The organism is Streptomyces sp. NPDC038213 (assembly GCF_055600495.1).
The window spans coordinates 58,014-78,239 of record NZ_JBVJYM010000010.1; the positions used below are offsets into that span (position 1 = coordinate 58,014).

Genomic DNA, 20,226 nt, shown 5'->3' on the forward strand with positions numbered 1-20,226 from the left:
CCGATGGACACCGAAGCACGAGACACGCAGCGCGGCCGCACCCCTTCCGGCACGGAGGGGTCGCGGTCGCGCTTCGCGCGTTTGCGGGCCGGATCCGCGGGCGCGAGCCGCAGCGGCCGGAGCCCCTGGCGCCGGGCGGGGCTGCTCGGCGGGGCGTGCGCGGTCTTCCTCCTCGTCCTGAGCAATGTCGTGCTCCAGCCCTTCCTCATCCCCAGCACCTCGATGGAGCCCACCCTCCGGGTCGGGGACCGGGTGCTGGTGAACAAGCTGGCGTACCGTTTCGGCAGCGAGCCCGCCCGCGGGGACGTGGTGGTCTTCGACGGCACCGGCTCCTTCGTGCAGCAGTACGGGGGCTCCGGCGGCAACCCGGTCGGGGACCTGCTGCACGGCGCGGCCGCGGCCCTGGGCCTCGCCGAGCCCGCGGACACCGATTTCGTCAAGCGGGTCGTCGGGGTCGGCGGGGACGACGTGGTCTGCTGCGACGCGCAGAACCGGATCGAGGTCAACGGGGTCCCGGTCGAGGAGGACCACCTCTTCCCGGGCGACGCTCCCTCGAAGGTGCCCTTCCGTATCGCCGTGCCCCTGGGCACGCTGTGGGTGATGGGCGACCACCGGTCGCAGTCGCGCGACTCCCGCGACCACCTCGGGAGCCCGGGAGGCGGGATGGTGCCGGTGGACGAGGTGATCGGGCGGGTCGACTGGATCGGCTGGCCGGTCTCCCGCTGGGGCACCGTCGAGTCCTCCGCGGCGTACGGGCCCCGGACCGGTCCGCCCGGACCCGGCGGGGGCCGTGGGTAGCCGGGGGCGGCCCCGCGGGGCCGCCGGACGCGCGGCTGCTGCCGCACGTACGACGGACCCGGGTGCCCGCGGCGGCGGCCCGGCGGCCGCGGAGCCGGCGCCCCCGCAGACCCGGGCCGAGCGGCGCAGACTGGCCCGGAAGGTGAAGCGCAGGCGGCGCACCCGGCGGGCGGGCGAGGTGCCGCTGCTGATCGTGGTGGCCCTGCTCATAGCCCTGGTCCTCAAGACCTTCCTGGTCCAGGCCTTCGTGATCCCCTCGGGGTCGATGGAGCAGACCATCCGGATCGGGGACCGGGTGCTGGTGGACAAGCTGACCCCCTGGTTCGGTACGGAGCCGCAGCGCGGGGACGTGGTGGTCTTCAAGGACCCCGGCGGCTGGCTGCGGGCGGAGAACCGCACGGGCAGGCCCGATCCGGTGGGCGTGAAGCAGGTCAAGCAGGTCCTCACCTTCATCGGGCTGCTGCCCTCGGCCGACGAGCAGGACCTGATCAAGCGGGTCGTCGGGGTCGGCGGGGACACGGTGGCCTGCTGCGGCACCGACGGGCGCGTGACCGTGAACGGCTTCCCGCTGGACGAGCCGTACGTCCACGAGGGGAATTCACCCTCCGACATCAAGTTCGAAGTGAAGGTGCCCGAAGGGCGGCTCTTCGTCATGGGCGACCACCGCGCCGACTCCGCCGACTCCCGGGCCCACCTGGACACGGACCACTTCGGGACGATCTCCGAGGACGACGTGGTCGGGCGGGCCGTGGTGATCGCCTGGCCGTTCTCCCACTGGCGGAAGCTGGAGGAGCCCGCGACCTTCGGCTCCGTACCGGAACCTGCGCGCCGGGGGCGCCGCCGCGGACCTCCCTTCGCATAGTCTGTCCTCTTGGACTTTGATCTCTGCGTGGACTTGTGATCTCTGCGGAACGGTCCGGCTCCCGACCCCGGCGGAACTCCCGCTCGTTAAGGGGTGTGGAGGGCCCGTGCCATTCGGGTGCGGGCGGCAGATCGGAGTGAGGAGTGGACGTGGGGGATGTGGCGGTCGGCGCACGGTCCGGACGCGAGGAACCCGAAGAGCGGCCGGAGGTTGCCGTGGACAGCGAGACCGGCCGGCCCGGCGAACCGGACGACACCGGTGCGGGTGACGAGGGCGGCGAGCAGGACGGCGCGCGCAAGCAGCGCTCCTTCTGGAAGGAGCTGCCCCTCCTCGTCGGCATCGCGCTGATCCTCGCCCTCCTGATCAAGACCTTCCTGGTGCAGGCGTTCTCGATCCCCTCCGACTCGATGCAGAACACCCTGCAGCGCGGGGACCGGGTGCTGGTGGACAAGCTGACCCCGTGGTTCGGCTCCGAGCCCGAGCGCGGCGAGGTCGTGGTCTTCCACGACCCGAACAACTGGCTGGAAGGGGAGCCCACCCCGGACCCCAACGCCGTCCAGAAGTTCCTCAGCTTCATCGGCCTGATGCCCTCCGCCGAGGAGAAGGACCTGATCAAGCGGGTCATCGCCATCGGCGGGGACACCGTGGAGTGCGCCAAGGGCGGACCGGTCAAGGTCAACGGCAAGGCCCTGGTCGAGCCGTACATCTTCCCCGGGAACACCGCCTGCGACGACAAGCCCTTCGGCCCGTTCAAGGTGCCCGACGGCAAGATCTGGGTGATGGGCGACCACCGCCAGAACTCGTACGACTCGCGCTGGCACATGGACGACGCGACCAAGGGCTTCGTGCCCGTGGACAAGGTCGTCGGCCGGGCCGTGGTGATCGCGTGGCCCGTGACCCGCTGGGCCACCCTGCCGGTCCCGGACACCTTCGACCAGCCGGGCCTGAACTCCGCCGCCGCGGCCGCCCTCGGCGCCGCGCCGGTGGGCGCAGGGCTCGTGGGCGCCGTACCGCTGGTGCTGTGGAAGCGCCGCCGGCAGAGCGCCCGGAACCGGGGCTGACCCCGGACCGTACCCCCGGGTAGGGTGCCGTCCCAGGTCACGACTCCGGAGTGTGGGGGCGCTGGGATGGGCGGAACGACACGCAGTGGCGACGGCCGCGGCGGACTCGGCAGCAGGCTGTCGGGGCTCGCCGTGGCCGTCGGCTTTCTCCTCTTCCTCGGCGGGTTCGTCTGGGGGGCGCTGGTCTACCAGCCGTACACCGTCCCGACCGACTCGATGGTGCCCACGGTGAAGCCGGGCGCCCGGGTGCTGGCCGAGCGGATCGACGGCTCCGAGGTGCGCAGGGGCGACGTGGTGGTCTTCACGGACGAGGTGTGGAGCAGTGCCCCCATGGTCAAGCGCGTGGTGGGCGTCGGCGGGGACACGGTGTCCTGCTGCGGTACGGGCGGCCGGCTGACCGTCAACGGGGTCGCGGTCGAGGAGCCGTACCTCGGGGTCTTCGGGGGGCGGGCCTCCGAGACCCCCTTCGAGGTGACCGTTCCCGAGGGCAAGCTCTTCCTGCTCGGCGACCAGCGCGGCGCCTCCCTCGACTCCCGCTCGCACATCGCCGAGGCCGGCCAGGGCTCGGTGCCGCGCTCCGCGGTCAGCGGGCGCGTGGACGCCGTCGCCTGGCCCTCGCCCGCGATGGTCGGACGGCCGGCGGCCTTCGCCGCACTGCCCGGCGGCACCTCCGTCCCGGGCCCGCTGCGGACCCAGCTGGGGGCGGTGGCCGCGGGCGCCGTGCTGGTGCTCGCGGGGGCGGCGTACGGGCCCCTGGCGCGGCTGGCGGGCGGCCGGGGGCGGGGCCGGGCCGGCGGCGGGGCCGCGGGCGCCGGGAGCCGGGAGCAGGCCCGTGTCGGCTGAGCCGGGGGAGCCGGTGGACCCGGTCGGGGCGGTGCGCCGGGTGTCGCGGATCGTGCTGCTCGATCCCCGGGACCGGATCCTGCTCCTGCACGGGTGCGAACCGGCCGACCCGCAGGACGACTGGTGGTTTACCCCCGGCGGCGGCCTGGAAGGCGCCGAGAGCCGGGAGGAGGCGGCCCTGCGCGAGCTGGTGGAGGAGACCGGGATCACCGACGTGGAGCTCGGGCCGGTGCTGTGGCGGCGCTACTGCTCCTTCCCCTTCGACGGGCGGCGCTGGGACCAGGACGAGTGGTACTTCCTGGGGCGTACCGAGCAGACGGGGACGGCCCCCGCGGGCCTCACGGAGCTGGAGCGGCGCAGCGTGACCGGAGCCAGATGGTGGACCTCCGAGGAACTGTCGGCAGCGCGTGAGACGGTGTACCCGACCAGACTCGCCGAGCTGCTCCGGACGCTGCTCGACGAAGGTCCCCCGGGTGCTCCGGTGGTCCTGCCCCCGGAAATCGTTTAGGGGTGCACCGGGCTGGCGCACAATAGGGGGACGCACGGCTGAAGGGGAACATGCCATGAGCGCCGAGGACCTCGAGAAGTACGAGACCGAGATGGAGCTGAAGCTCTATCGCGAGTACCGCGACGTCGTCGGGCTGTTCAAGTACGTCATCGAGACGGAACGCCGCTTCTACCTCACCAACGACTACGAGATGCAGGTGCACTCGGTCCACGGGGAGGTCTTCTTCGAGGTCTCCATGGCCGACGCCTGGGTCTGGGACATGTACCGCCCGGCCCGGTTCGTGAAGCAGGTCAGGGTGCTGACCTTCAAGGACGTGAACATCGAGGAGCTCAACAAGAGCGACCTCGAACTGCCCGGCAGCTGAGGCGGGCTCCTGCCCGGCTGGGCGGGGCCTGCGGGGCGTGGTCTGACGAGCGCGGTCTGCGGGGCGTGGTCCGGGGGCGGAGCGGCCCGTTCGGGTGGGGGAGTTGTCCACATCCGAGGGGCTGTCCACCAAGATCCACAAGCTGGGGGCGGGTGCGGGACCGTCGGTACCGGAGGTGGTACCGATGGACGCACAGGGCGTCGTGGTGGACGTGGCCCGGCAGGCGATGGGGCGGTACGGCGAGGACCTGGCCGCCCGGCGGCTGACCGAGGCCGGGATGAGTGTGATCGCGCGGAACTGGCGCTGCCGGAGCGGGGAGATCGACATCCTCGCCCGGGACGGGGACGCGCTCGTGGTCTGCGAGGTCAAGACGCGCAGGGCCGGACCCTTCGAGCATCCGATGGCCGCCCTGCGGCCGCGGAAGGCGGCCCGGCTCAGAAGGCTCGCCGCCCGCTGGCTCGCCGACCACGGGGGGCCGCCGCCCGGCGGGGTCCGCATCGACCTGGTCGGCGTGGTGCTGCCGCGCCGCGGCGCCCCCCTCGTGGAGCACGCCAGGGGGGTGGCCTGAGATGGGTTTCGCGCGTACGTGCTCCGTGGCCCTGGTCGGCGTCGAGGGCGTGGTGGTCGAGGTCCAGGCCGACCTCGAACCGGGCGTGGCCGCCTTCACGCTGGTCGGGCTGCCGGACAAGACCCTGGTCGAGAGCCGGGACCGGGTGCGGGCCGCCGTGGTGAACTCCGGCGCCGAATGGCCCCAGAAGAAGCTCACCGTGGGGCTCAGCCCCGCATCCGTGCCGAAATCGGGATCGGGATTCGACCTAGCAAAAGCCTGCGAAAGACACGTCTAAAGTGCCAGCATGGGCACATGACGACGCGGACGACGCCCTCGGGACGACGGGTGATCCGGTGCTACGCCTACGCCCGGATCAGCTCCGACCGCGAGGGCGCCGGCCTCGGCTGCCAAAGGCAGTTCGAGGACATCGAGCAGTTGGCCGAGCAGCTCTCCGGCAACGCGGTCGAGTACCGCATCGTGGAGCGCTTCGAGGACAACGACCTGTCCGCATACTCCGGGAAGCCGCGGCCCAACTACTCCCGGATGCTCGAAGGCCTCCGCAACGCCGACGCCGAATGCGTCCTCGCATGGCACACAGACCGTCTCCACCGCCGGCCTGTCGAGCTGGAGGAGTACATCGACGTGTGCGAGTCCCGCCGCGTCGAAACCCGCACCGTCAAAGCTGGTCACCTCGACCTGTCCACGGCCACCGGCCGCATGATCGCCCGGCAGCTCGGCGTGCAGGCCCGATACGAGGTTGAGCGCATGGTCGAACGGCAGAGGCGGGCCCGTGACCAGATGGCTCAGCGTGGCGTCTTCTTCGGTGGGCGGAGGCCCTTCGGGTGGGAGGCGGACGGGGTGACACCCGTGGCTGCCGAGATGGAATGCATCCGGGAAGCGGCCCGAAGCGTTCTCGCTGGCGCCTCCATCAACTCGATCAGCCGTCTGTGGGCGGAGCGCGGGGTTCAGACGGCCACCGGCAGCCCCTGGAGGCACACGGAAATCCGGAGGATGCTCCTGCGGCCCCGGAACGCAGGCATCGTTGTGCACCGCGGCACCGAGGTCGGCCCAGGGCAGTGGCCGGCCGCTCTCGACGAGGCAACGTGGCGGAGCGTCGTGGCGATCCTCACCGATCCGAGCCGCCGCACGTCGACCGGCAACGCCCGGGTTGCGCTCGGGACTGGGCTGTACCTCTGCGGAGAGTGCGGGGAAACCCTCATGGCCGCGGGTGGCACCAACGGGCGAGTCCCCATCCTGATCTACCGGTGCCGGAGCCGGCTGCACGTCAACCGGCAACGAGGCGTGATCGACGACACGGTGCAGCTTGCCATCCTGGATCGGCTGTCCCGCCCGGACGCGGCGGACATCCTGGCGGCTCGCGAGGATGCCCCTGTGGACGTCCGGGGAGCCCAGGACGACATGAGGCAGGCCCGGCTCGTCCTGGACGATCTGGCGGCCGCTCTGGGGCGCGGAGAGCTGGACATGAGGTCGTGGACCGTCGCGTCCGAAGCGGCCCGCCAGCGGATCAAGGCCGCCGAGACGGCTCTCTCCACCGCGGTGAAGGTGAACCCCGTGGCGGGGTTGGTGTCCGCCGAGGATGTCGAAGAAGCGTGGAACAGCTTGGACCTCTCCCGAAAGCGCGCGGTGATCTCGCACATGGTGACCGTCACCCTGTACCGGGCGCGCCGCGGGCGGCAGCCGGGCGGAGGGTACTGGGATGCGGACTCGCTGAAGATCGAGTGGAAATGACAGGGCCCCACCTGCGCGCGGTGGGGCCCTGCCTGCCGACCCTCCGCCTGGGGGGCTTGGTGGGGTCGGCGGCTCGGTTAGGGCGTGATGCCCTGCGTGAGCGAAGATCACACAATGTAGGGTGCACCCTACATACATCTTTTCTTGATCACGACAGCTTGGACGGGTGTCCCGCTCCGCCCCGCTGCCCGATCACGTACTCGCCCGCCGGCGCCGCATCGGGGCACGCATCCGAGCCCTTCGCGTCGAGCGGGACTTAACGCAGGAAGTTGTCGCTGAGCGCGCAGGCGGCATGGACAGGGCTACCTACAACCGCATCGAGCAGGGACACGCCTCCCCGCTCCTTGACTCCCTGCTGCTCATCGCCGACGCCATCGGCGTCCCCCTTGCGCACCTCGTCCGCGAGGAGGAGTAGCCCCAGCCGGTGAAGCCAGCTGGCCGGGGCGGTTCTCGTCAGGCCTCCGTACGGGCCCGCTCGGAGGTGCCGCTGCCGCGGCAGGCGAGGCACGGCTCGCTGTACACGACCCGCCGCTCGCCATCCACTACGACGACCGAGGCGAGGCCTCGGCACTCTCCGCAGCCGCGCACCTGCCGTACTCGGCGGCGAGCCCCCTTCCGGAGGTCCCGCAGGCGGCTGATCAGGTCGTCGTACTCGCGGTTCTCCCACGCGCTGCTCACGCCGACCAGCCTAGCCCCGTGGCCTAGTTGGGGTGGTCGGTCCGGCAGTTTCCGGAGCAGTCGGCGTCGCCGCAGTTGATCGTGTGCTCGCAGCTGGCGGCGACGGCCATCCCGTCCAGCGGGCCGAGCCACAGGGTGCGGTCGACGGCGAACCCGGCCGTGACGATGCGGGCCTGCGTGCGGTCGAGGGCGCCCGGGTCGTGGCGGGTGGGGTCGGGCAGTTCGGGGACGTGGTGGACGAACTGGCCGAGCCGCTCGCACAGCTCGGCGTACACCCGGGTGTGGAGGATGAGGGCGTGCCAGCCCTCGTCGACCGTCCGGGAGGGCTTCATGCCGCCGGGGGATGCGGCGGCCGCTGCCACGAACTTGAGGGCCTCCTCGGTGATCCGCGCTGCGTCCGCGGCCGACATGCCGGGGTTGTTGCTGGCGACGGTCGCTGCGATGCCCTCGAACTGGGCGGGCGTGATCAGGGTGCGGGCGTCCCTGGCCGTGGTGGCCTCGGTGGTGGTAGTCATGCGGTGGTGCCTCCGTTCGTGTGGGTGGAGGTGCTGGTGGCCCGCTCGGCCGCGGTCCTGGCAGGGATGTGCGCGGCCGGGCGGGAGTCCGTGGGGGCGGTGTCGCCGTCGGTGTGGCAGGTGCAGTCGCAGCGGCGGGCCGGGATCGCGACCTCGCCGTACGACGTACGGACCTCGCCGGGCCGGCAGTACTCGTGCTCAGCGAGGCTGCACGGGGGCTGGACGACCTTGGGGGCGGCCGGGCGGCCGGTCATCGGGCAGTCCCGACGACGAGGGCGGCGACGATGCCGAGGATGCTGAGCACGTACAGCACCTCGCGGGCGCGGTCCGACATCGTCACGCCGCCGAGTCGGTGAGCGGGGCGGGCCGGTCGAGGCCGAGCTGCCGCCGGATCGTACGGACGGCGCGGGCCAGCGCGCGGGCGTGGTCCCAGGGCCCGAGCGGGCCGCCCGACGGGCCGTCCGCGGTCAGGGCGTGCCAGTCGATGAGGGCGCCGGCCACCCGGTGGTCGGTCTCGCGGGCGTACTCGGCCGCGGTGAGGAGGTCGGCGCCGACGGCGAGGAGCCCGTCCGTGAGGCGGGTGATTTCCTCCGCGGTCGGCATCCGCTCATACGGGACGAGCGCCCGGTCTACCAGGGACTGTACGTCGCTCACCGCTCCCCCTCGTCGTCCGCGGCGGCGGCCGGGCCGAGGGCGGCGCGGAGCCGCAAGGCCTCGCGCCGGGACAGGACCAGGGTGGCCGTGCCCTGCGGGACGTCGAGGCTGTAGAGCGTGATCGGGACGCGCACCTCCCCAGTGGTGGGGTCGGTACTCAGCTGGGCGTCGTGGGTGATCGACGCGTGCGGCTGGCTCGGCATCGTGCCTCCCTGCTGGTGGAGACGTCACCGTAGGGCTGCACGAAAGGGGACAGGGGGACACTTTGTCCCCCTGTCCCAAGCTGTCCCCCTGTCAACTCAGCCTGTGGGCACGCCTACTGCCTCCGCGAGACGGCCGGCCTCGGGGCGGAGAGCGCGCGGCGCCTCCCGCCACAGATCCAGCACCGCGGTCCGGGCCGCCGGGGTATACGCCACGGTCTCCGGGCTGATCTCGTGGGCGATCGTCATGACGTGCAGCGCTGCCGTGCGGTCCCCACGCTGAAGGTGCCCTCGGCCGATCTCGACCCAGAGGCGGGACCGGCGCTCCAGAGACGGGATCGCGTCCGGGTCGACCTCATCGGCGAGGGTCGAGGCCTGCCGCCCCGCGGACAGGTCGGTCGCTACCGAGATCGCGTGGAAGTCGCAGTTGGCCCGGCCGAACATGGTGCTCGGGTGCACGTACGCCGCGGGGAGCGCCTTGGCGACCTGGTCGCCAGCGTCCCAGTACCGCCAGGCGTCTCCTGCCCGGCCCGCGCGGGCGGCGGTGACGGCGGCGTGCAGCTGGAGCGCGCCGTACACGCCGCGCCAGTCGTCCGGCGCGTCGCCGAGGTGCGGGCGGAGCAGCGACGCGGCATCCTGCACGAACGCCAAGGCCTCGTCTGCGCTTGCAGTCGACCGCAGGATGTTGCCGAGGGACCAGGCGGCCGCCGCGATCGCGGCCGGGTCGTCCGAGGCCTGCGCGGCCGCAAGGGCTCGGTCCGCGACGACCCACGCCATTTCCGCGGGCGCGATGTAGGCCGTGGCCTGCCCGGTCAGCCGGTACACCTCAGACAGGGCGACGTAGGCTGCCCGGCGCCGGTCGCCTTCGAGGGCGCGGACGGCCGTCTCGGCGTCCCGAATGAGGCCGGGGAGGCGGCCGCCGACCTGGGTGCGGTTACGGTCGGACTCGTGCCACAGTCGCCACGCGTCCGTAACGCGGGTCTGAAGCGCTGCCGGGTCCGGCGGGCTGGCGGGGAGGTCCCAGATCAGCGGGCGGGCCATGACGGCTTCCCAGATGGCGGGCATGGCGGGGTGGCTGAGGCGGCCGCCGCCCACCGGCGTGGCGACGTCCGCGGTCCCGCCGGTGAGGAGCTGGAGGTCGTCCAGCTGGAGGGCCGCGGCGAGGCGCATGAGCAGGGTGTGAGATCGGAGCTCGCGCTCGCCGCTCTCGATCTTCTTGAGCCAGTCCGGGCCCCGGCCACAGAGGCCAGCCAGGACCGGGCGGGTCATCCCGCGGGACTCTCTGAGCAGCTTGATCCGCTCGCCGGTGGTGAGCGTGTCGGGGATGTCCACGGCCGTGCCCCTTCGTAGGTCGGTGCCGCCAGCGTACGGCCGAACTGGCTGCCGGGGAACGGTGATCTGCCGGGCCCGGACGCACGAAAGCGCCCCCTCCCGCGGCCCGGAGGCGCGGGAAGGGGCGGTGTTCAGTGGGGCATCAGCTCCCGGATCGCGGCGACGATCCGGCGGGCGAGGTAGGCGTGCCCGGCGTCGTTCGGGTGGACCCCGTCCCCGCCGATGTACGCCGCGGCCACGGCCGCCGTGATGAACGGACCGTGCGTCGCAACCAGTGCGCCCGTCGCGTCGTAGCAGGAACCGGTCAGCGGGCTGACGAAGGGGATCCCCGCGGCCGCCGCGGCGGTCCGCAGGGTGGCGTCCGTGTTCGTCTGCCCGGCCGCCGGCGTCCCCGACGGGGACCAGCAACCGAGCACGTAAATTTCGCACGCGGGCAGGCCCGTCTTCAGGGTGGAGTACAGGGAGGCCGCGGCCGTGGCGATCTGCCCTTGGTCCCCGGAGGCGTCGTTGTACCCGCCCCAGATGAGCAGCCGAGTCGGTGCCCACGGGATCACGTCGATCGGCGCCCGGGTACCGAACGTTGCCGTGCTGCCTGCGGAAATGTAGCCGGTGGTGCCGAGCGACTCGTTCCACGCGTCCGTGCAGCCCAGCTGAGGGGCGGCCCGCGAAAACCACGTCCCGGCACCGCCCGCAGTGTTCATGCTGCTGCCGCCCGGGATGCTGTCACCGAGGACCATCAGCCGGGCTCCCTGCGGCGGGACCCGCCACAGGGTCGCCGTCGGAGGAAGGAAGATCCCGCCGAAGGGGACGACGCTGAGGTCGATCCTGATCCGCCGGGGCGCCGCCGAGCCGAGGGCCACGGTCATGAAGTGCGTGTTCCCGGGCGTGTTGCCGCCCATCGGCTGCATCAGGTCGGTGACGCGCCGCCCGTCGATGGACAACCGGTAGTGCCCGGCGGACTGGAAGTTGAAGCGCATCTGGAACTCGTCGGCGTCCGTCCCGAACTCCACGGACCAGATGGTCTGGGAGCTGCTGAACGTGCCGCGGCTGTTGGGATACCTGCTGGTTGGAAGGATGTACGTGTTGTCGGGGGCGCCCGAGCCGATCAGGAACCCGCCGGCGCCGAGGAGCGAGAAGTTCCCGGTCACGTCCGAGCCCGACAGCGCCACCCCGGGCGGTGCGAACTTCAGGTACGTCGCCTTGGGCGTGCTGATCTGCTGCACTCCGATCGTGGGCGCGGGCCCGGCGTACAGGGTGTCCACGGTCAGCGGGTCCGGGAGGTCCCGGCGGCGCCACGCGGTCGCGACCGGTCCGGCCGGTCCCTGGGGGCCCGTGGCGCCAGCGGCCCCCGCGGCCCCCGCGGCGCCGGCCGGGCCTGCGGGTCCCTGCGGCCCGGTCGGGCCCGTCGCCCCGCGCACGTACCCGGGTAGCCCCGGGTCGTCCACGATGAGGTCCACGATGCTTACCGGGGACCCGTCGCCGGTCGGCACCTCGAAGTCCCGCACCCGGACCGGCACGCCCGACACGGACTCGGTCAGCCGGTAGTACCGGCCCTCCGCGGGCTCGATGCCGGGCTCGTCCGTCGGGATCAGGTCAACCGACCAGGCCCCGGCCGTCACGGGCACTGGGTGGTCCGGGGCGGCGAGGACGCGGTCCCCGGTCTCGTCGGTCCAGCGGCGCGGCACCGCGGACAGCGTCACCGCGAGCCCGGCCGCCGCCTCGTCGGTGAACAGATCATCGGTCCGGCCGGTGACGGTCCGCCTGGCCATGCTGCCTCCTACCGGGCGACGAGGGCGAGCGCGCCCGTGACGGCCCCGCCGAGACCGGCCAGGACACCGATGGTCGGCAGAGGCCAGCGGGCCCGCTCCAGGACGCGAAGCCTGTCCTCGTGGTCCTTGAGTTCCTCGCTCAGGGCGCTCGCGCCCGTGAGGATCCCGTCGAGCTTCGCTTCGATGCGGGACACCGCTTCGGACAGCACCCTCACCTCCTGGTACATCTGGGCCGAGCTGATGTAGACGCCGGGATCGGGTGCTGTCGTCATGGCGGGTCACACCCCCCGGGACGTGATGAGCCGGTCCTGAGCGGCGTGGGAGATGCCTGCGGGCTTCAGGAACCCGAAGTGCGCCGCTGTGGCGGTGCCGAAGGACACGCAGGCGAGCACGACCGCGGTACCGAGGTCCCAGCCAGGACCCGGTGCAGCAGCCTCGGTGACGAACCCGGTGGCGGTGCTCAGGGCCAGGAGCAGGGTCGCCTTGGCCCCCGCGTGCGTGACCCGGGTGGTGACCAGGCCGACGAGGACGGGGAGGACGACGGACGCCAGGAGACCGAGCCAGTACGCGCGGTCGAGGGTGACGGTCATGGTGAGGGGTCCCTTCGGGGGTTAGGGGATGACGGTGAAGCCGCGGGCGCGGCCGAGGCGGGTCAGGGAGGACGGGCCGGGGATGCCGTCGGCGTCCGGGCCGGTGTAGCCGTACCGGCGCTGCAGGGCCCGGTACGCGGTGATCGTGGCCGTGCCGAAGTGCCCGTCCGCCAGGGCCGCGGCGAGGAGGCCCTCGGCGACGAGCGCCCGCTCCACCGTCCGCACCCCCGCGTACGACACCGGCGTCCCAGCGCGGCCCGGGTCCACGTGAGCCGCGGAGATCAGGCGGGACAGGTCCACCACGGCGGGCGCCGGAGCCGGGGGCCGGCCGGGACGCGGCGCGCCCTTGCGGACCCAGGCGTACAGGGCGTCGCCGGGGCAGGTGGTGGCGTGGCCGTCGCGGTGCCCGCCGACGTAGTCGCCAGCGTCGCCCTCGGCGCGGACCAGGTCGATAACGTCGCGGATGCCGTGCAGTTGCGCATCCGTGGGGGTGTCGAGGCCGCCGCCCTTCTTGGCGAGCAGCGCGCACACCGCGTAGTGCCGGCGGTTCAGCTCAGCGGTGCCGTTGGCGCCGGTCCGCTTGTGCAGCCCCCGGCCCTCGAACGCCGACCCGTGCTCGCAGACCAGGAAGTTGTACGCGATGTCCGCGTACTTCTCCTTGGTGTTGGCGAGGTGGCTGGCCCGGATCGCGCGCACGTAGTCGTCGCACAGGTCGTGGCGCCGGCTGTAGTACTCGGTACCGAGGTAGTGCACCTTGATGCCCTCGGTGCTGGCGATGTCGGCGGCCGCCGAGGTGGGCGGGAGCCCGTACTGTGCGCGTCTGATCAGGTCCATGAGGGCGCCTCCAGGGCATGCGGAGAAGCCCCGGGGCCGGGCGGCCGCGGGGCACGGAGGAGTCCGCCGGTCAGGCCGACGGTGGGAGTTCGGTGTTCGTGGTGGTGTGGCTGGTGATGGCGGAGACGATCGCGCCGAGGTCTGCGGCGTAGCCCTCCGCGAACTCGCGGATCCGGTTCTGTAGGGCCGGGTTCGTGGTGAGGTCGGGGGACTCCGGGGTACCGATGATGATCGGAATCCCGCCGGTGTCGCTGCTCCAGAGCCGCAGCAGGTAGGCGGTGCCGCCCGGGTCGAGGACGGGGAAGCTGGTCATGCTGCCTCCAGGCATGCGGACGGCCCTGGGCCCGCGCGGGCACAGGGAAGGGACGGGGGTCAGACGGTCTTGTACGCGACCTGCAGCGTCATCGTGTCGCCGGACGCCCAGGTGAACGGCCTCACGTTGTTCCACTCGCTCGGGGTGCCGCCCCCGGCGGTGGTCGGCGAGATCGCCATGACGGTCGTGCCGCCGGACAGCACGCGGGCGACCCCCACGAAGTACTCGTTCGTCAGGTCGACGCCGTAGACCGACCCGAGGTAGGCCGCGTTTGCGGTGCCGAGGGTGGCCGCGGTGAAGGGCAGCGTGAAGCGGTGCTGGCCGTTTCCCCAGGTGGTGCCGCTGCCGCCCTCCAGGGTGATCCGGACGGTGCATATGCCGCCGTCGAGCGCGTACTCGGCCTCCAGCGACCCGTTCCCGAGGTTCGGGGCCGTGCCCGAGGACACGGACCACGTGGTCGTGTACGGGGTCCAGATGTTCGAGATGGCGTCCAGGCGGGACGCGGTGATGCGCTGCCCGGCCAGCCAGCCGGTGTACGCCATGAGGCCTCCTACAGGGCGCTGATGGGCGGGGTGGCGAGCCGGATGTCCTGCCCGAAGGCCTGCGCCTTGACGATGCCGTTGACCGCGCGGGTGACCGGCATCCTCTGCGGGTTCTCGATGGTCAGACCGTCGAACCGCAGCTCAGGCGACACGTTCGTGTTCCCGGCCAGGGCCGCGGCGCCGAGGCCGAGGTACCCGGACGTGATCGGACTCGTGGTCACCGTGCGGTCGATCTGCCACGTGGTCGGCTCGACCGTGCCGTTCGGCCAGACCCGGCACAGCACCCGGTGCCCGATCAGCCGGACCCGCACCTGAAAGACCGCGCCCGCGGTGTACGTGAACCCGGTGCTCTCGGTCGCGTCGATCTGCGTGCTGCCGCGGGTGACCGACAGGCTGACGTTGCCACCCGCGGTGAAGTGCACCCTCAGCCGGTAGTGATCTGTGCTGTTCACCCAGCGCATCAGGACGGACGGGGTCAGGCTGGCGCCGGTCGCGACCTGCGAGACGGCCGTGACAAGCCGGACCTCGCAGTCCCCGCACGCCTCCGTGACGTACTGCGCCCGCAGCGTCGTCGGCGAGCTGGGCAGCAGGACGTTGGCCCGGTTCGACCCACAAGACCGGTCCGAGGCCGCGCCGCCGTCCAGCTGCCACGCGTAGCCCCCGACCGAGGTGTTCCCCCAGCCCGAAGCGACCACGCGGTTGAAGCTGTCGCCGAAGAACATGCTGGCCGAGCTCGCGGTGACGACCTCCCCGCCGACCCTCAGGTCCATCGGGAAGTCCGCCGGGTCCTCGGTCCAGCCCTTGCGGCCGGCGCTGGTCTGCGTGGTTGCCACGATCAGGGTGCTGTCCGCGGCCCCGGCGGCCCGCCCGAGGGTGGACCCGTCTGTGTCGACCCGGCCCCGGTCCGCGTCGTCGACCACGGCCACGGTCCACGGCGAGCCGGGCGAGCAGGTGAGGACGATCTCCCACTCCTGCTGGCCCGCCCACTTCTCGGAGTAGCCCTCGACGATCAGGTCGATGGGGTCCGGGCTCAGCCACACCGGGAGGTCGGTGAGCCGTACGAGGTCGCCGACGTCGAGCGCCAGGAGGTCCGCGAGGAGCGCGCCGGGGAGGGCGTGCACCATGATGCGGATGCTCGTCAGCCACGGATCCGAAACGGTCCCAAGGTGCAGCCGCCAGCCCGCAACCACCGCGGCCCGGTCGTCCGTCCCCAGGGACAGCGAGATCTCCTCCGGCAGCGGGCCGATGCCGCCCGGGGACGGCTGGACCGACAGCGGCCCCGACCCGAGCACCGCCCGGCCGGCCGAGCCGCCGAGCCGAGTCACCGTGACATCGTTGGTGACGTCCGACGTGCGCTCGGCGGGCTGCAGGGGCGGCCCGAGGTGCCCGCGGGTCGCGTACGACAGGGTGAGCCGGGGCTCCTGGTTGTAGAGGGTGGCCCGGTCCCGGTACTCCAGCGCCCGGGGCCGGTCCCGCCGCTCGTACAACATCCCGCCGTCCGAGGCGGAGCACTGCTCCAGGAGCTCGATCAGGGTGTTGATGCCCTGCGCGCCCATGGCCTCGGAGCCGACCGTGGCGTCCCCGTCCCGGTAGGTCAGGGCTACGGTGGCGGCCTCCTCGTCCGAGAGGCGGCTGATGCGGTTGAGGGCGGTCTCGTTGGCGTACCCGTCGTCCGCGCCCTGGTAGAGCGTGACCTCCGGGAAGCTGTTCGGGAAAAGCGACCCGTTGACCCCGGCGAAGGCGCTGAGGTGGCCGATGCGGAGGCCTTCGAACGCGGCGCCCCACTGCCCGGAGACGCCCGCGGCGCGGCCGGGCAGGCCGGTGTAGCTGGTCTCGACGAAGCTGTAGCCGCCGGCGCCGTTGACGTCCCGCCACAGGGCTGACACCTCGGTGTCGGATCCGTTCACGGCGGTGAAGATCGCGAGTCGGTTCCAGCGGTTCATGAACTGCGCGGTCGCGGACGGCACGTTGTAGGTGGCGGACGCGATCGGGAAGTTCAGGCTGTTCCGAATTGTGATCATGACGCCGCCGGTGGAGACGTACACGCAGACGGCGCGCATCTCCGCCCCGTCGACCTGAACCCGGATCACCTCGGTCCACGCCGCAGGCACAGCCTGGTCGATGCGGTATACGAACTCGACGTGCCAGCCTGACCCGCCGCCCGCGGGCACCTGCGCGGTCAGGGACGAGGACTGCCCGGCCTGCGGCAGCGCCGCTGACCCGAGCAAGGTGTCGTCCTGGGCGAAATCGAAGCCCCACAAGCGGGCCGCGGGCACACCCGAGATTGGCGAGTACGCGCGGGTCGCGTTGGCCCCGTCCTCCATAGGCCAATACGCCGTTGGGCTCCCTGTGGGGATCCGGCGCCGAAGCGTCGACTGGAACGGCTGCCTGATCTGGATCAGGGGCTCGATGATGCCGGCGCCGGTGACCGGCACGGTCACGTCGTGCCCGGAGGAGTGCGACCGTGCGGCGAGCGTCGTCGCAGCCACGTGGGCCCGGTACTCGCGGTTGGAGATCTCGGCGCCGGCGGCGACGGTCCACGTCCGGCCTGCGGAGTCCGCGAAGCTGGTGGTGCCCGGCGCCAGGGCCCGGAAGTCCGGCCCGGCCACGACGCTGCCGTTGATGCCGGAGCGGATCTCCGCCCGGTGCACGCGGCCGTGGCAGGGCACCAGGACGGTGCCGCTGGACCCCGGCCCGGCCGGGCCGATCTCTACCGGTGCCGACCCCGAGAACAGGGTGATGGCCCCGGCAAAGCTGAAGGTGCCGAGCGAGTTCCACGGCCCGGCGAGCGACTCGGCCCAGAACAGCTCGCTGGTCCAGCCGCCGGCGCCGTTGTTGACGTCTACGGTCGCGCGGACCGCGGCCCGGCGCGGCATCGACGGCAGCGCCAGGGAGTGGAAGAAGCCGGACACGCCGTTGGCGCTGAAGTGCACCCGCAGGCTGCCCCGGTTGACGAGCAGCAAGTAGCTGCGCTGGTCACCGGTGGGCTCCCACTTCCCGATCAGCGTCTGCCAGTCCGCTGTCTCCCAGTCCATCGTGACCTCGGCCCGCAGGTCGATGTCAGCGGTGATGTCCAGCGAGGCGTGATCCGGGGTTGAGGCGATGGCCGTGTCCGTGCCGGGCAGGTCGAGGTACGACTCCGAGCCCGGCACAGACAGGCGGGTCGGCGTACCCCGCCCGAAACGCCCGTAGAGGTCGCTCATGGGGTTGCGGCCGGAGTACCGCTCGCCCTCCAGCGTGAAGGTGAGCCGGCCCGGGTCCGCCTCGGCGCCCCGGGCCCGCCGGCCCCGCTCGTAGGTGATGCCCGAGCTCTTGCGGATGTCGTCGGTGACGTCCTCCCAGACGCCGCCGATCTGCATTTCCACGCGGGGCTCCGGGATCGCCACAGCGGTCCCCCTCTCTCTGTCAGGTACCGAAGGCCCGCTGAACCGAGCCGCCGCCGTCGTCGGTGACGATCGTCCGGATCAGCGACTTCACGGCCTCCGGGCCCTCGACGATGATCCGGACGGTCTGCCCGCGCGCCGGGCCGCCGCCGATGGCGCCGATCCCGCCCAGCGTCATGCCGGGCAGCGCGCCGGTCAGACCGCCGAGCTGCCGCTGAAGCGCCGGGGTCTGCAGGCTGATACCGCGCTGGAACCCGGCGATGACGGCCCGGCCCGCGGGGGTCAGGATCCGCTTGTCGAGGCTCTCGGGGCCCTTCCACGACGGGAGCATGCTCGTGACCCGCCCGAGTGTGGACTTCAGGTCGCCGAGCTTGCCGATGATGCCCCTGATCAGGCCCGCGATCAGGTTCCGGCCGGCCAGTGCCAGGGTGTTGTGCAGCGAGCCGAGCGCACGGAGCGCCCGGCCGGGGACCCCGCGGAGCGTGGTCAGGGCGGACGCGACGCCCTGCGCCATGCTGCGGTTGAAGGACCGGAAAGCCTCGGCGGCGCGCTGCTGGACGGCGGCCGCGAGCCGCGCCAGAGCCAGGTTCGCGCGGCCGGGCAGCTCGACGAACCGGCGGACGACCATGTCGGCGAAGCCCTTCGCGGCCTGCCCGCCGAACCGCATGGCCCCGCTGAAGTCGCCCCGCAGGGCCGCCGTGATGGCCTTTACCGCGGGGACGAGGACGCCGGTGATGCTCTGCGCGACGTCGCTGGCCAGCACCGCGGCCAGCCGCAGCGCCAGGCTGATTAGCGGCCGCAGCACAGGCAGCAGGGAGTTGACCAGCGACATGGCCAGGGTGGCGACCACGCCGATCAGCGGCGCCACCGCGGCGAACAGCTCACCGAACGCCGTCCCGATCTCCATCAGCGACGGGCCGAGCGCGGTGAGGATCTCGCTCACCAGCTGCAGCCCGAGCGACAGCTGATCCGCCAGCAGCTTCGCGAGCACGCCGACGATCGGCGCGAGCGCGGTCAGAACCGGGGCCAGGGTGGCGAGGAGGATGTCCGCGACCTGCTGGACGATCGGCGCCATCTCCGCGAAGACCTGCGCGCAGGCGTCGAGGAGGGGCGTCAGCACGGGCAGGACGGCCGCGATCAGCTGTCCGGCCACGGTCAGCAGGGGCGCGGCCGCCGTGACGAGCGCACCGACCGCACGGGCCGCCGCAGCAAGCACGGGGCCGAGGGCCCGGATAACGGGCTGGAGGCCGGCGCCGAGCGCACGGACCAGCGCCTGTACCGGCGGCCCGAGCGCGGCGAACACCGGGCCGATCACGGCCAGCGCCTGCGCGAGCAGCGGGCCGACCGTCTTCGCAAGCACCGCCATCGTCTCGAAGATCGCCTTCAGTCCGGCCTGTACCGGCTTGCTCGCGAATGCCTCCCGGATGGCGCCGGTGATCTCCTGCAGGACCCCGAGGAACCCGCCGCCGGACGACTGGGCCGCGGAGAAGATCGACCCGAGGGTGGCGAACACATTCCCGGCGATCTGCCCGAGCTGCTTGACCAGGCCGATGGCCTGCTCGATCGCCCGCTCCAGCGCCCCCGACTCGAACGCCTTGTCGAACTTGTCCGAGAGGCTGGCCGCCGCGGACCCGGCGGCCGCCGTCAGACGGCCGAACGCCGGCGCGCCCGCCGCAGCGACCTGGAGCAGGCCTCGTACCAGCATCCCGGGGATCTGGTTGAGGTTGGCGAGCCCGGTGTTCGCGCCGTGCAGCGCCTTGCCGAGCGTGCCCGACTTGCTCAGGTCAACGGCGGCATCAGCGACGCCTTGGCCCATCAGGCGCATGCTCGTGGCTGCCTCGACCAGGCCCGTCTTCAGTACCGGCAGCGTGTGCTTGCCGAGCTGGGTGAGGTTCTTGTCGAGGCCCTCGAAGAGCGCTTCCTGTACGGACTGCTGGAGGTCTTTGAACTGGGGCCCGAGCCGCTTCACCTCCAGCGCGAACTTCCGCGCGGAGGGGGCGAGCTTGGCGAGGGCCTCCTCGAACTCGGCGGCCTTCTCCGGGTCCAGCGCCGCCGACACGGCGTCGGACACGCCGACCATGCCGAGCTTCACCGCGGCCGAGGCGAGCCGAATCGCGAGAAGCCCGGACACGGCCACCGCCGCGGCCGGGCCGACCTGCGCCAGCGTCGCCGCGAGCCCCGCCGCGACCGGCACCGCAGCGCCGAGCTTGGCCGCGAGCATGCCCGCGGACATCGCGATGCCGCCGATCCGGCCGCCGATCGCCGTCAGCCGGTCCGTGTTCACGTCCAGGTCCCGGACGCGCTGCACGACGCGGCTGAAGCGCTCGCTGAGGCTCTCGGTCATCCGGCGGGCGGAGGCCGTCACCTCGTCGAACCGGTCCCGGACCGACCGGGTGCTGCGGCCGGTGACGTCGGCCCACACCACGGTTTCCCGGGCGGCCTCGGCCTCGGCGTTCGCGACCTCGCCGATCGAGCGGGACATCACCGAGGTCTCGGTGACGTACCGGCCCCGCATGTCGCGGAGCCTGTTGTTCGAGTCGAGCTGCAGGCCCTGCATCTGCAGCTGCGCGCGGACGAGATTGCGCTGCCAGTCGGTGTTGTCGGCGCGGACGTAGGCGACGAGCTCGCCGACGGTCATGGCAGCCACCGCGGCCCCCTCCCTGGTCTAGTGCGGGCCGGGG

22 protein-coding genes and 2 pseudogenes are annotated in these 20,226 nt (G+C 72.4%); 10 read left to right on the forward strand and 14 right to left on the reverse strand.

All coding sequences use genetic code 11. The features are described 5' to 3' along the window. Positions 1-3: 3 nt before the first annotated feature. The 10 genes and pseudogenes from lepB (ACZ7JZ_RS16965) to ACZ7JZ_RS17010 all read left to right on the forward strand — a co-directional run bounded on the left by lepB (ACZ7JZ_RS16965) (position 4) and on the right by ACZ7JZ_RS17010 (position 7,150). A complete protein-coding gene (gene lepB / locus ACZ7JZ_RS16965; protein WP_470939343.1) occupies positions 4-798 on the forward strand; it encodes a signal peptidase I in 795 nt (264 codons plus the stop codon). Then, positions 791-1,928 (forward strand): annotated as a pseudogene (gene lepB, locus ACZ7JZ_RS16970) (signal peptidase I). Before lepB (ACZ7JZ_RS16965) ends, lepB (ACZ7JZ_RS16970) begins: the two are co-directional and overlap by 8 nt. Beyond that, on the forward strand, positions 1,819-2,721 hold the full coding sequence (gene lepB, locus ACZ7JZ_RS16975; RefSeq protein ID WP_470939762.1) for a signal peptidase I: 903 nt from the start codon (positions 1,819-1,821) through the stop codon (positions 2,719-2,721). Before lepB (ACZ7JZ_RS16970) ends, lepB (ACZ7JZ_RS16975) begins: the two are co-directional and overlap by 110 nt. A gap of 66 nt (positions 2,722-2,787) precedes the next feature. Beyond that, positions 2,788-3,564, forward strand: a complete 777-nt coding sequence (gene lepB, locus ACZ7JZ_RS16980; protein ID WP_470939346.1) for a signal peptidase I — start codon at positions 2,788-2,790, stop codon at positions 3,562-3,564. Next, positions 3,554-4,072 (forward strand): NUDIX hydrolase, encoded by a 519-nt coding sequence (locus tag ACZ7JZ_RS16985; protein WP_470939349.1) that lies wholly within the window; start codon positions 3,554-3,556, stop codon positions 4,070-4,072. Before lepB (ACZ7JZ_RS16980) ends, ACZ7JZ_RS16985 begins: the two co-directional genes overlap by 11 nt. Positions 4,073-4,127: 55 nt before the next feature. Beyond that, complete coding sequence (locus tag ACZ7JZ_RS16990) at positions 4,128-4,436, forward strand: DUF2469 domain-containing protein (RefSeq protein ID WP_031130160.1); 309 nt, start codon at positions 4,128-4,130, stop codon at positions 4,434-4,436. A gap of 184 nt (positions 4,437-4,620) precedes the next feature. Next, complete coding sequence (locus tag ACZ7JZ_RS16995; protein WP_470939352.1) at positions 4,621-5,004, forward strand: YraN family protein; 384 nt, start codon at positions 4,621-4,623, stop codon at positions 5,002-5,004. A gap of 1 nt (position 5,005) precedes the next feature. Next, a pseudogene (locus ACZ7JZ_RS17000) lies at positions 5,006-5,266 on the forward strand (magnesium chelatase domain-containing protein); the annotation flags it as partial. Between the two features lie 32 nt (positions 5,267-5,298). Continuing rightward, the gene (locus ACZ7JZ_RS17005; RefSeq protein ID WP_470939355.1) at positions 5,299-6,735 is read left to right on the forward strand and encodes a recombinase family protein; all 1,437 of its coding nucleotides are present in this window, start codon (positions 5,299-5,301) and stop codon (positions 6,733-6,735) included. 166 nt (positions 6,736-6,901) lie between these two features. Continuing rightward, positions 6,902-7,150, forward strand: coding sequence for a helix-turn-helix domain-containing protein (locus tag ACZ7JZ_RS17010; RefSeq protein WP_470939358.1), 249 nt, complete (start codon positions 6,902-6,904; stop codon positions 7,148-7,150). A 38-nt stretch (positions 7,151-7,188) separates the two neighbouring features. Here the strand turns inward: ACZ7JZ_RS17010 and ACZ7JZ_RS17015 are convergent, their stop codons facing one another. The 14 genes from ACZ7JZ_RS17015 to ACZ7JZ_RS17080 all read right to left on the reverse strand — a co-directional run bounded on the left by ACZ7JZ_RS17015 (position 7,189) and on the right by ACZ7JZ_RS17080 (position 20,192). Beyond that, on the reverse strand, positions 7,189-7,413 hold the full coding sequence (locus tag ACZ7JZ_RS17015; RefSeq protein ID WP_470939361.1) for a hypothetical protein: 225 nt from the start codon (positions 7,411-7,413) through the stop codon (positions 7,189-7,191). A gap of 23 nt (positions 7,414-7,436) precedes the next feature. Next, positions 7,437-7,928 carry a glycine-rich domain-containing protein gene (locus tag ACZ7JZ_RS17020; protein WP_470939364.1) on the reverse strand — a complete coding sequence of 164 codons (492 nt, stop codon included), beginning with the start codon at positions 7,926-7,928 and terminating at the stop codon, positions 7,437-7,439. Then, a complete protein-coding gene (locus ACZ7JZ_RS17025; RefSeq protein WP_470939367.1) occupies positions 7,925-8,182 on the reverse strand; it encodes a hypothetical protein in 258 nt (85 codons plus the stop codon). The genes ACZ7JZ_RS17020 and ACZ7JZ_RS17025 overlap by 4 nt, the downstream gene beginning before the upstream one ends. Before the next feature lie 82 nt (positions 8,183-8,264). Then, positions 8,265-8,582, reverse strand: coding sequence for a DUF6415 family natural product biosynthesis protein (locus tag ACZ7JZ_RS17030; protein ID WP_470939370.1), 318 nt, complete (start codon positions 8,580-8,582; stop codon positions 8,265-8,267). Next, complete coding sequence (locus ACZ7JZ_RS17035; protein WP_470939373.1) at positions 8,579-8,785, reverse strand: hypothetical protein; 207 nt, start codon at positions 8,783-8,785, stop codon at positions 8,579-8,581. The genes ACZ7JZ_RS17030 and ACZ7JZ_RS17035 overlap by 4 nt, the downstream gene beginning before the upstream one ends. 96 nt (positions 8,786-8,881) lie before the next feature. Next, complete coding sequence (locus ACZ7JZ_RS17040; RefSeq protein WP_470939376.1) at positions 8,882-10,114, reverse strand: helix-turn-helix domain-containing protein; 1,233 nt, start codon at positions 10,112-10,114, stop codon at positions 8,882-8,884. A 131-nt stretch (positions 10,115-10,245) separates the two neighbouring features. After that, a complete protein-coding gene (locus tag ACZ7JZ_RS17045) occupies positions 10,246-11,883 on the reverse strand; it encodes an SGNH/GDSL hydrolase family protein (protein ID WP_470939379.1) in 1,638 nt (545 codons plus the stop codon). 8 nt (positions 11,884-11,891) lie between these two features. Further along, complete coding sequence (locus ACZ7JZ_RS17050) at positions 11,892-12,155, reverse strand: hypothetical protein (protein ID WP_470939382.1); 264 nt, start codon at positions 12,153-12,155, stop codon at positions 11,892-11,894. Positions 12,156-12,161: 6 nt separating this feature from the next. Next, positions 12,162-12,473: a hypothetical protein gene (locus ACZ7JZ_RS17055; RefSeq protein WP_470939385.1), complete on the reverse strand. Its 312-nt coding sequence runs from the start codon at positions 12,471-12,473 to the stop codon at positions 12,162-12,164. A 21-nt stretch (positions 12,474-12,494) separates the two neighbouring features. Continuing rightward, positions 12,495-13,307: a peptidoglycan-binding protein gene (locus tag ACZ7JZ_RS17060; RefSeq protein ID WP_470939388.1), complete on the reverse strand. Its 813-nt coding sequence runs from the start codon at positions 13,305-13,307 to the stop codon at positions 12,495-12,497. 70 nt (positions 13,308-13,377) lie between these two features. Next, positions 13,378-13,620, reverse strand: coding sequence for a hypothetical protein (locus ACZ7JZ_RS17065; protein ID WP_470939391.1), 243 nt, complete (start codon positions 13,618-13,620; stop codon positions 13,378-13,380). 59 nt (positions 13,621-13,679) lie between these two features. Continuing rightward, positions 13,680-14,162, reverse strand: coding sequence for a hypothetical protein (locus tag ACZ7JZ_RS17070; RefSeq protein WP_470939394.1), 483 nt, complete (start codon positions 14,160-14,162; stop codon positions 13,680-13,682). A gap of 8 nt (positions 14,163-14,170) precedes the next feature. Continuing rightward, positions 14,171-17,527 carry a hypothetical protein gene (locus ACZ7JZ_RS17075; RefSeq protein WP_470939397.1) on the reverse strand — a complete coding sequence of 1,119 codons (3,357 nt, stop codon included), beginning with the start codon at positions 17,525-17,527 and terminating at the stop codon, positions 14,171-14,173. Positions 17,528-17,567: 40 nt separating this feature from the next. Further along, on the reverse strand, positions 17,568-20,192 hold the full coding sequence (locus ACZ7JZ_RS17080; protein ID WP_470939400.1) for a phage tail protein: 2,625 nt from the start codon (positions 20,190-20,192) through the stop codon (positions 17,568-17,570). Positions 20,193-20,226: the final 34 nt, after the last annotated feature.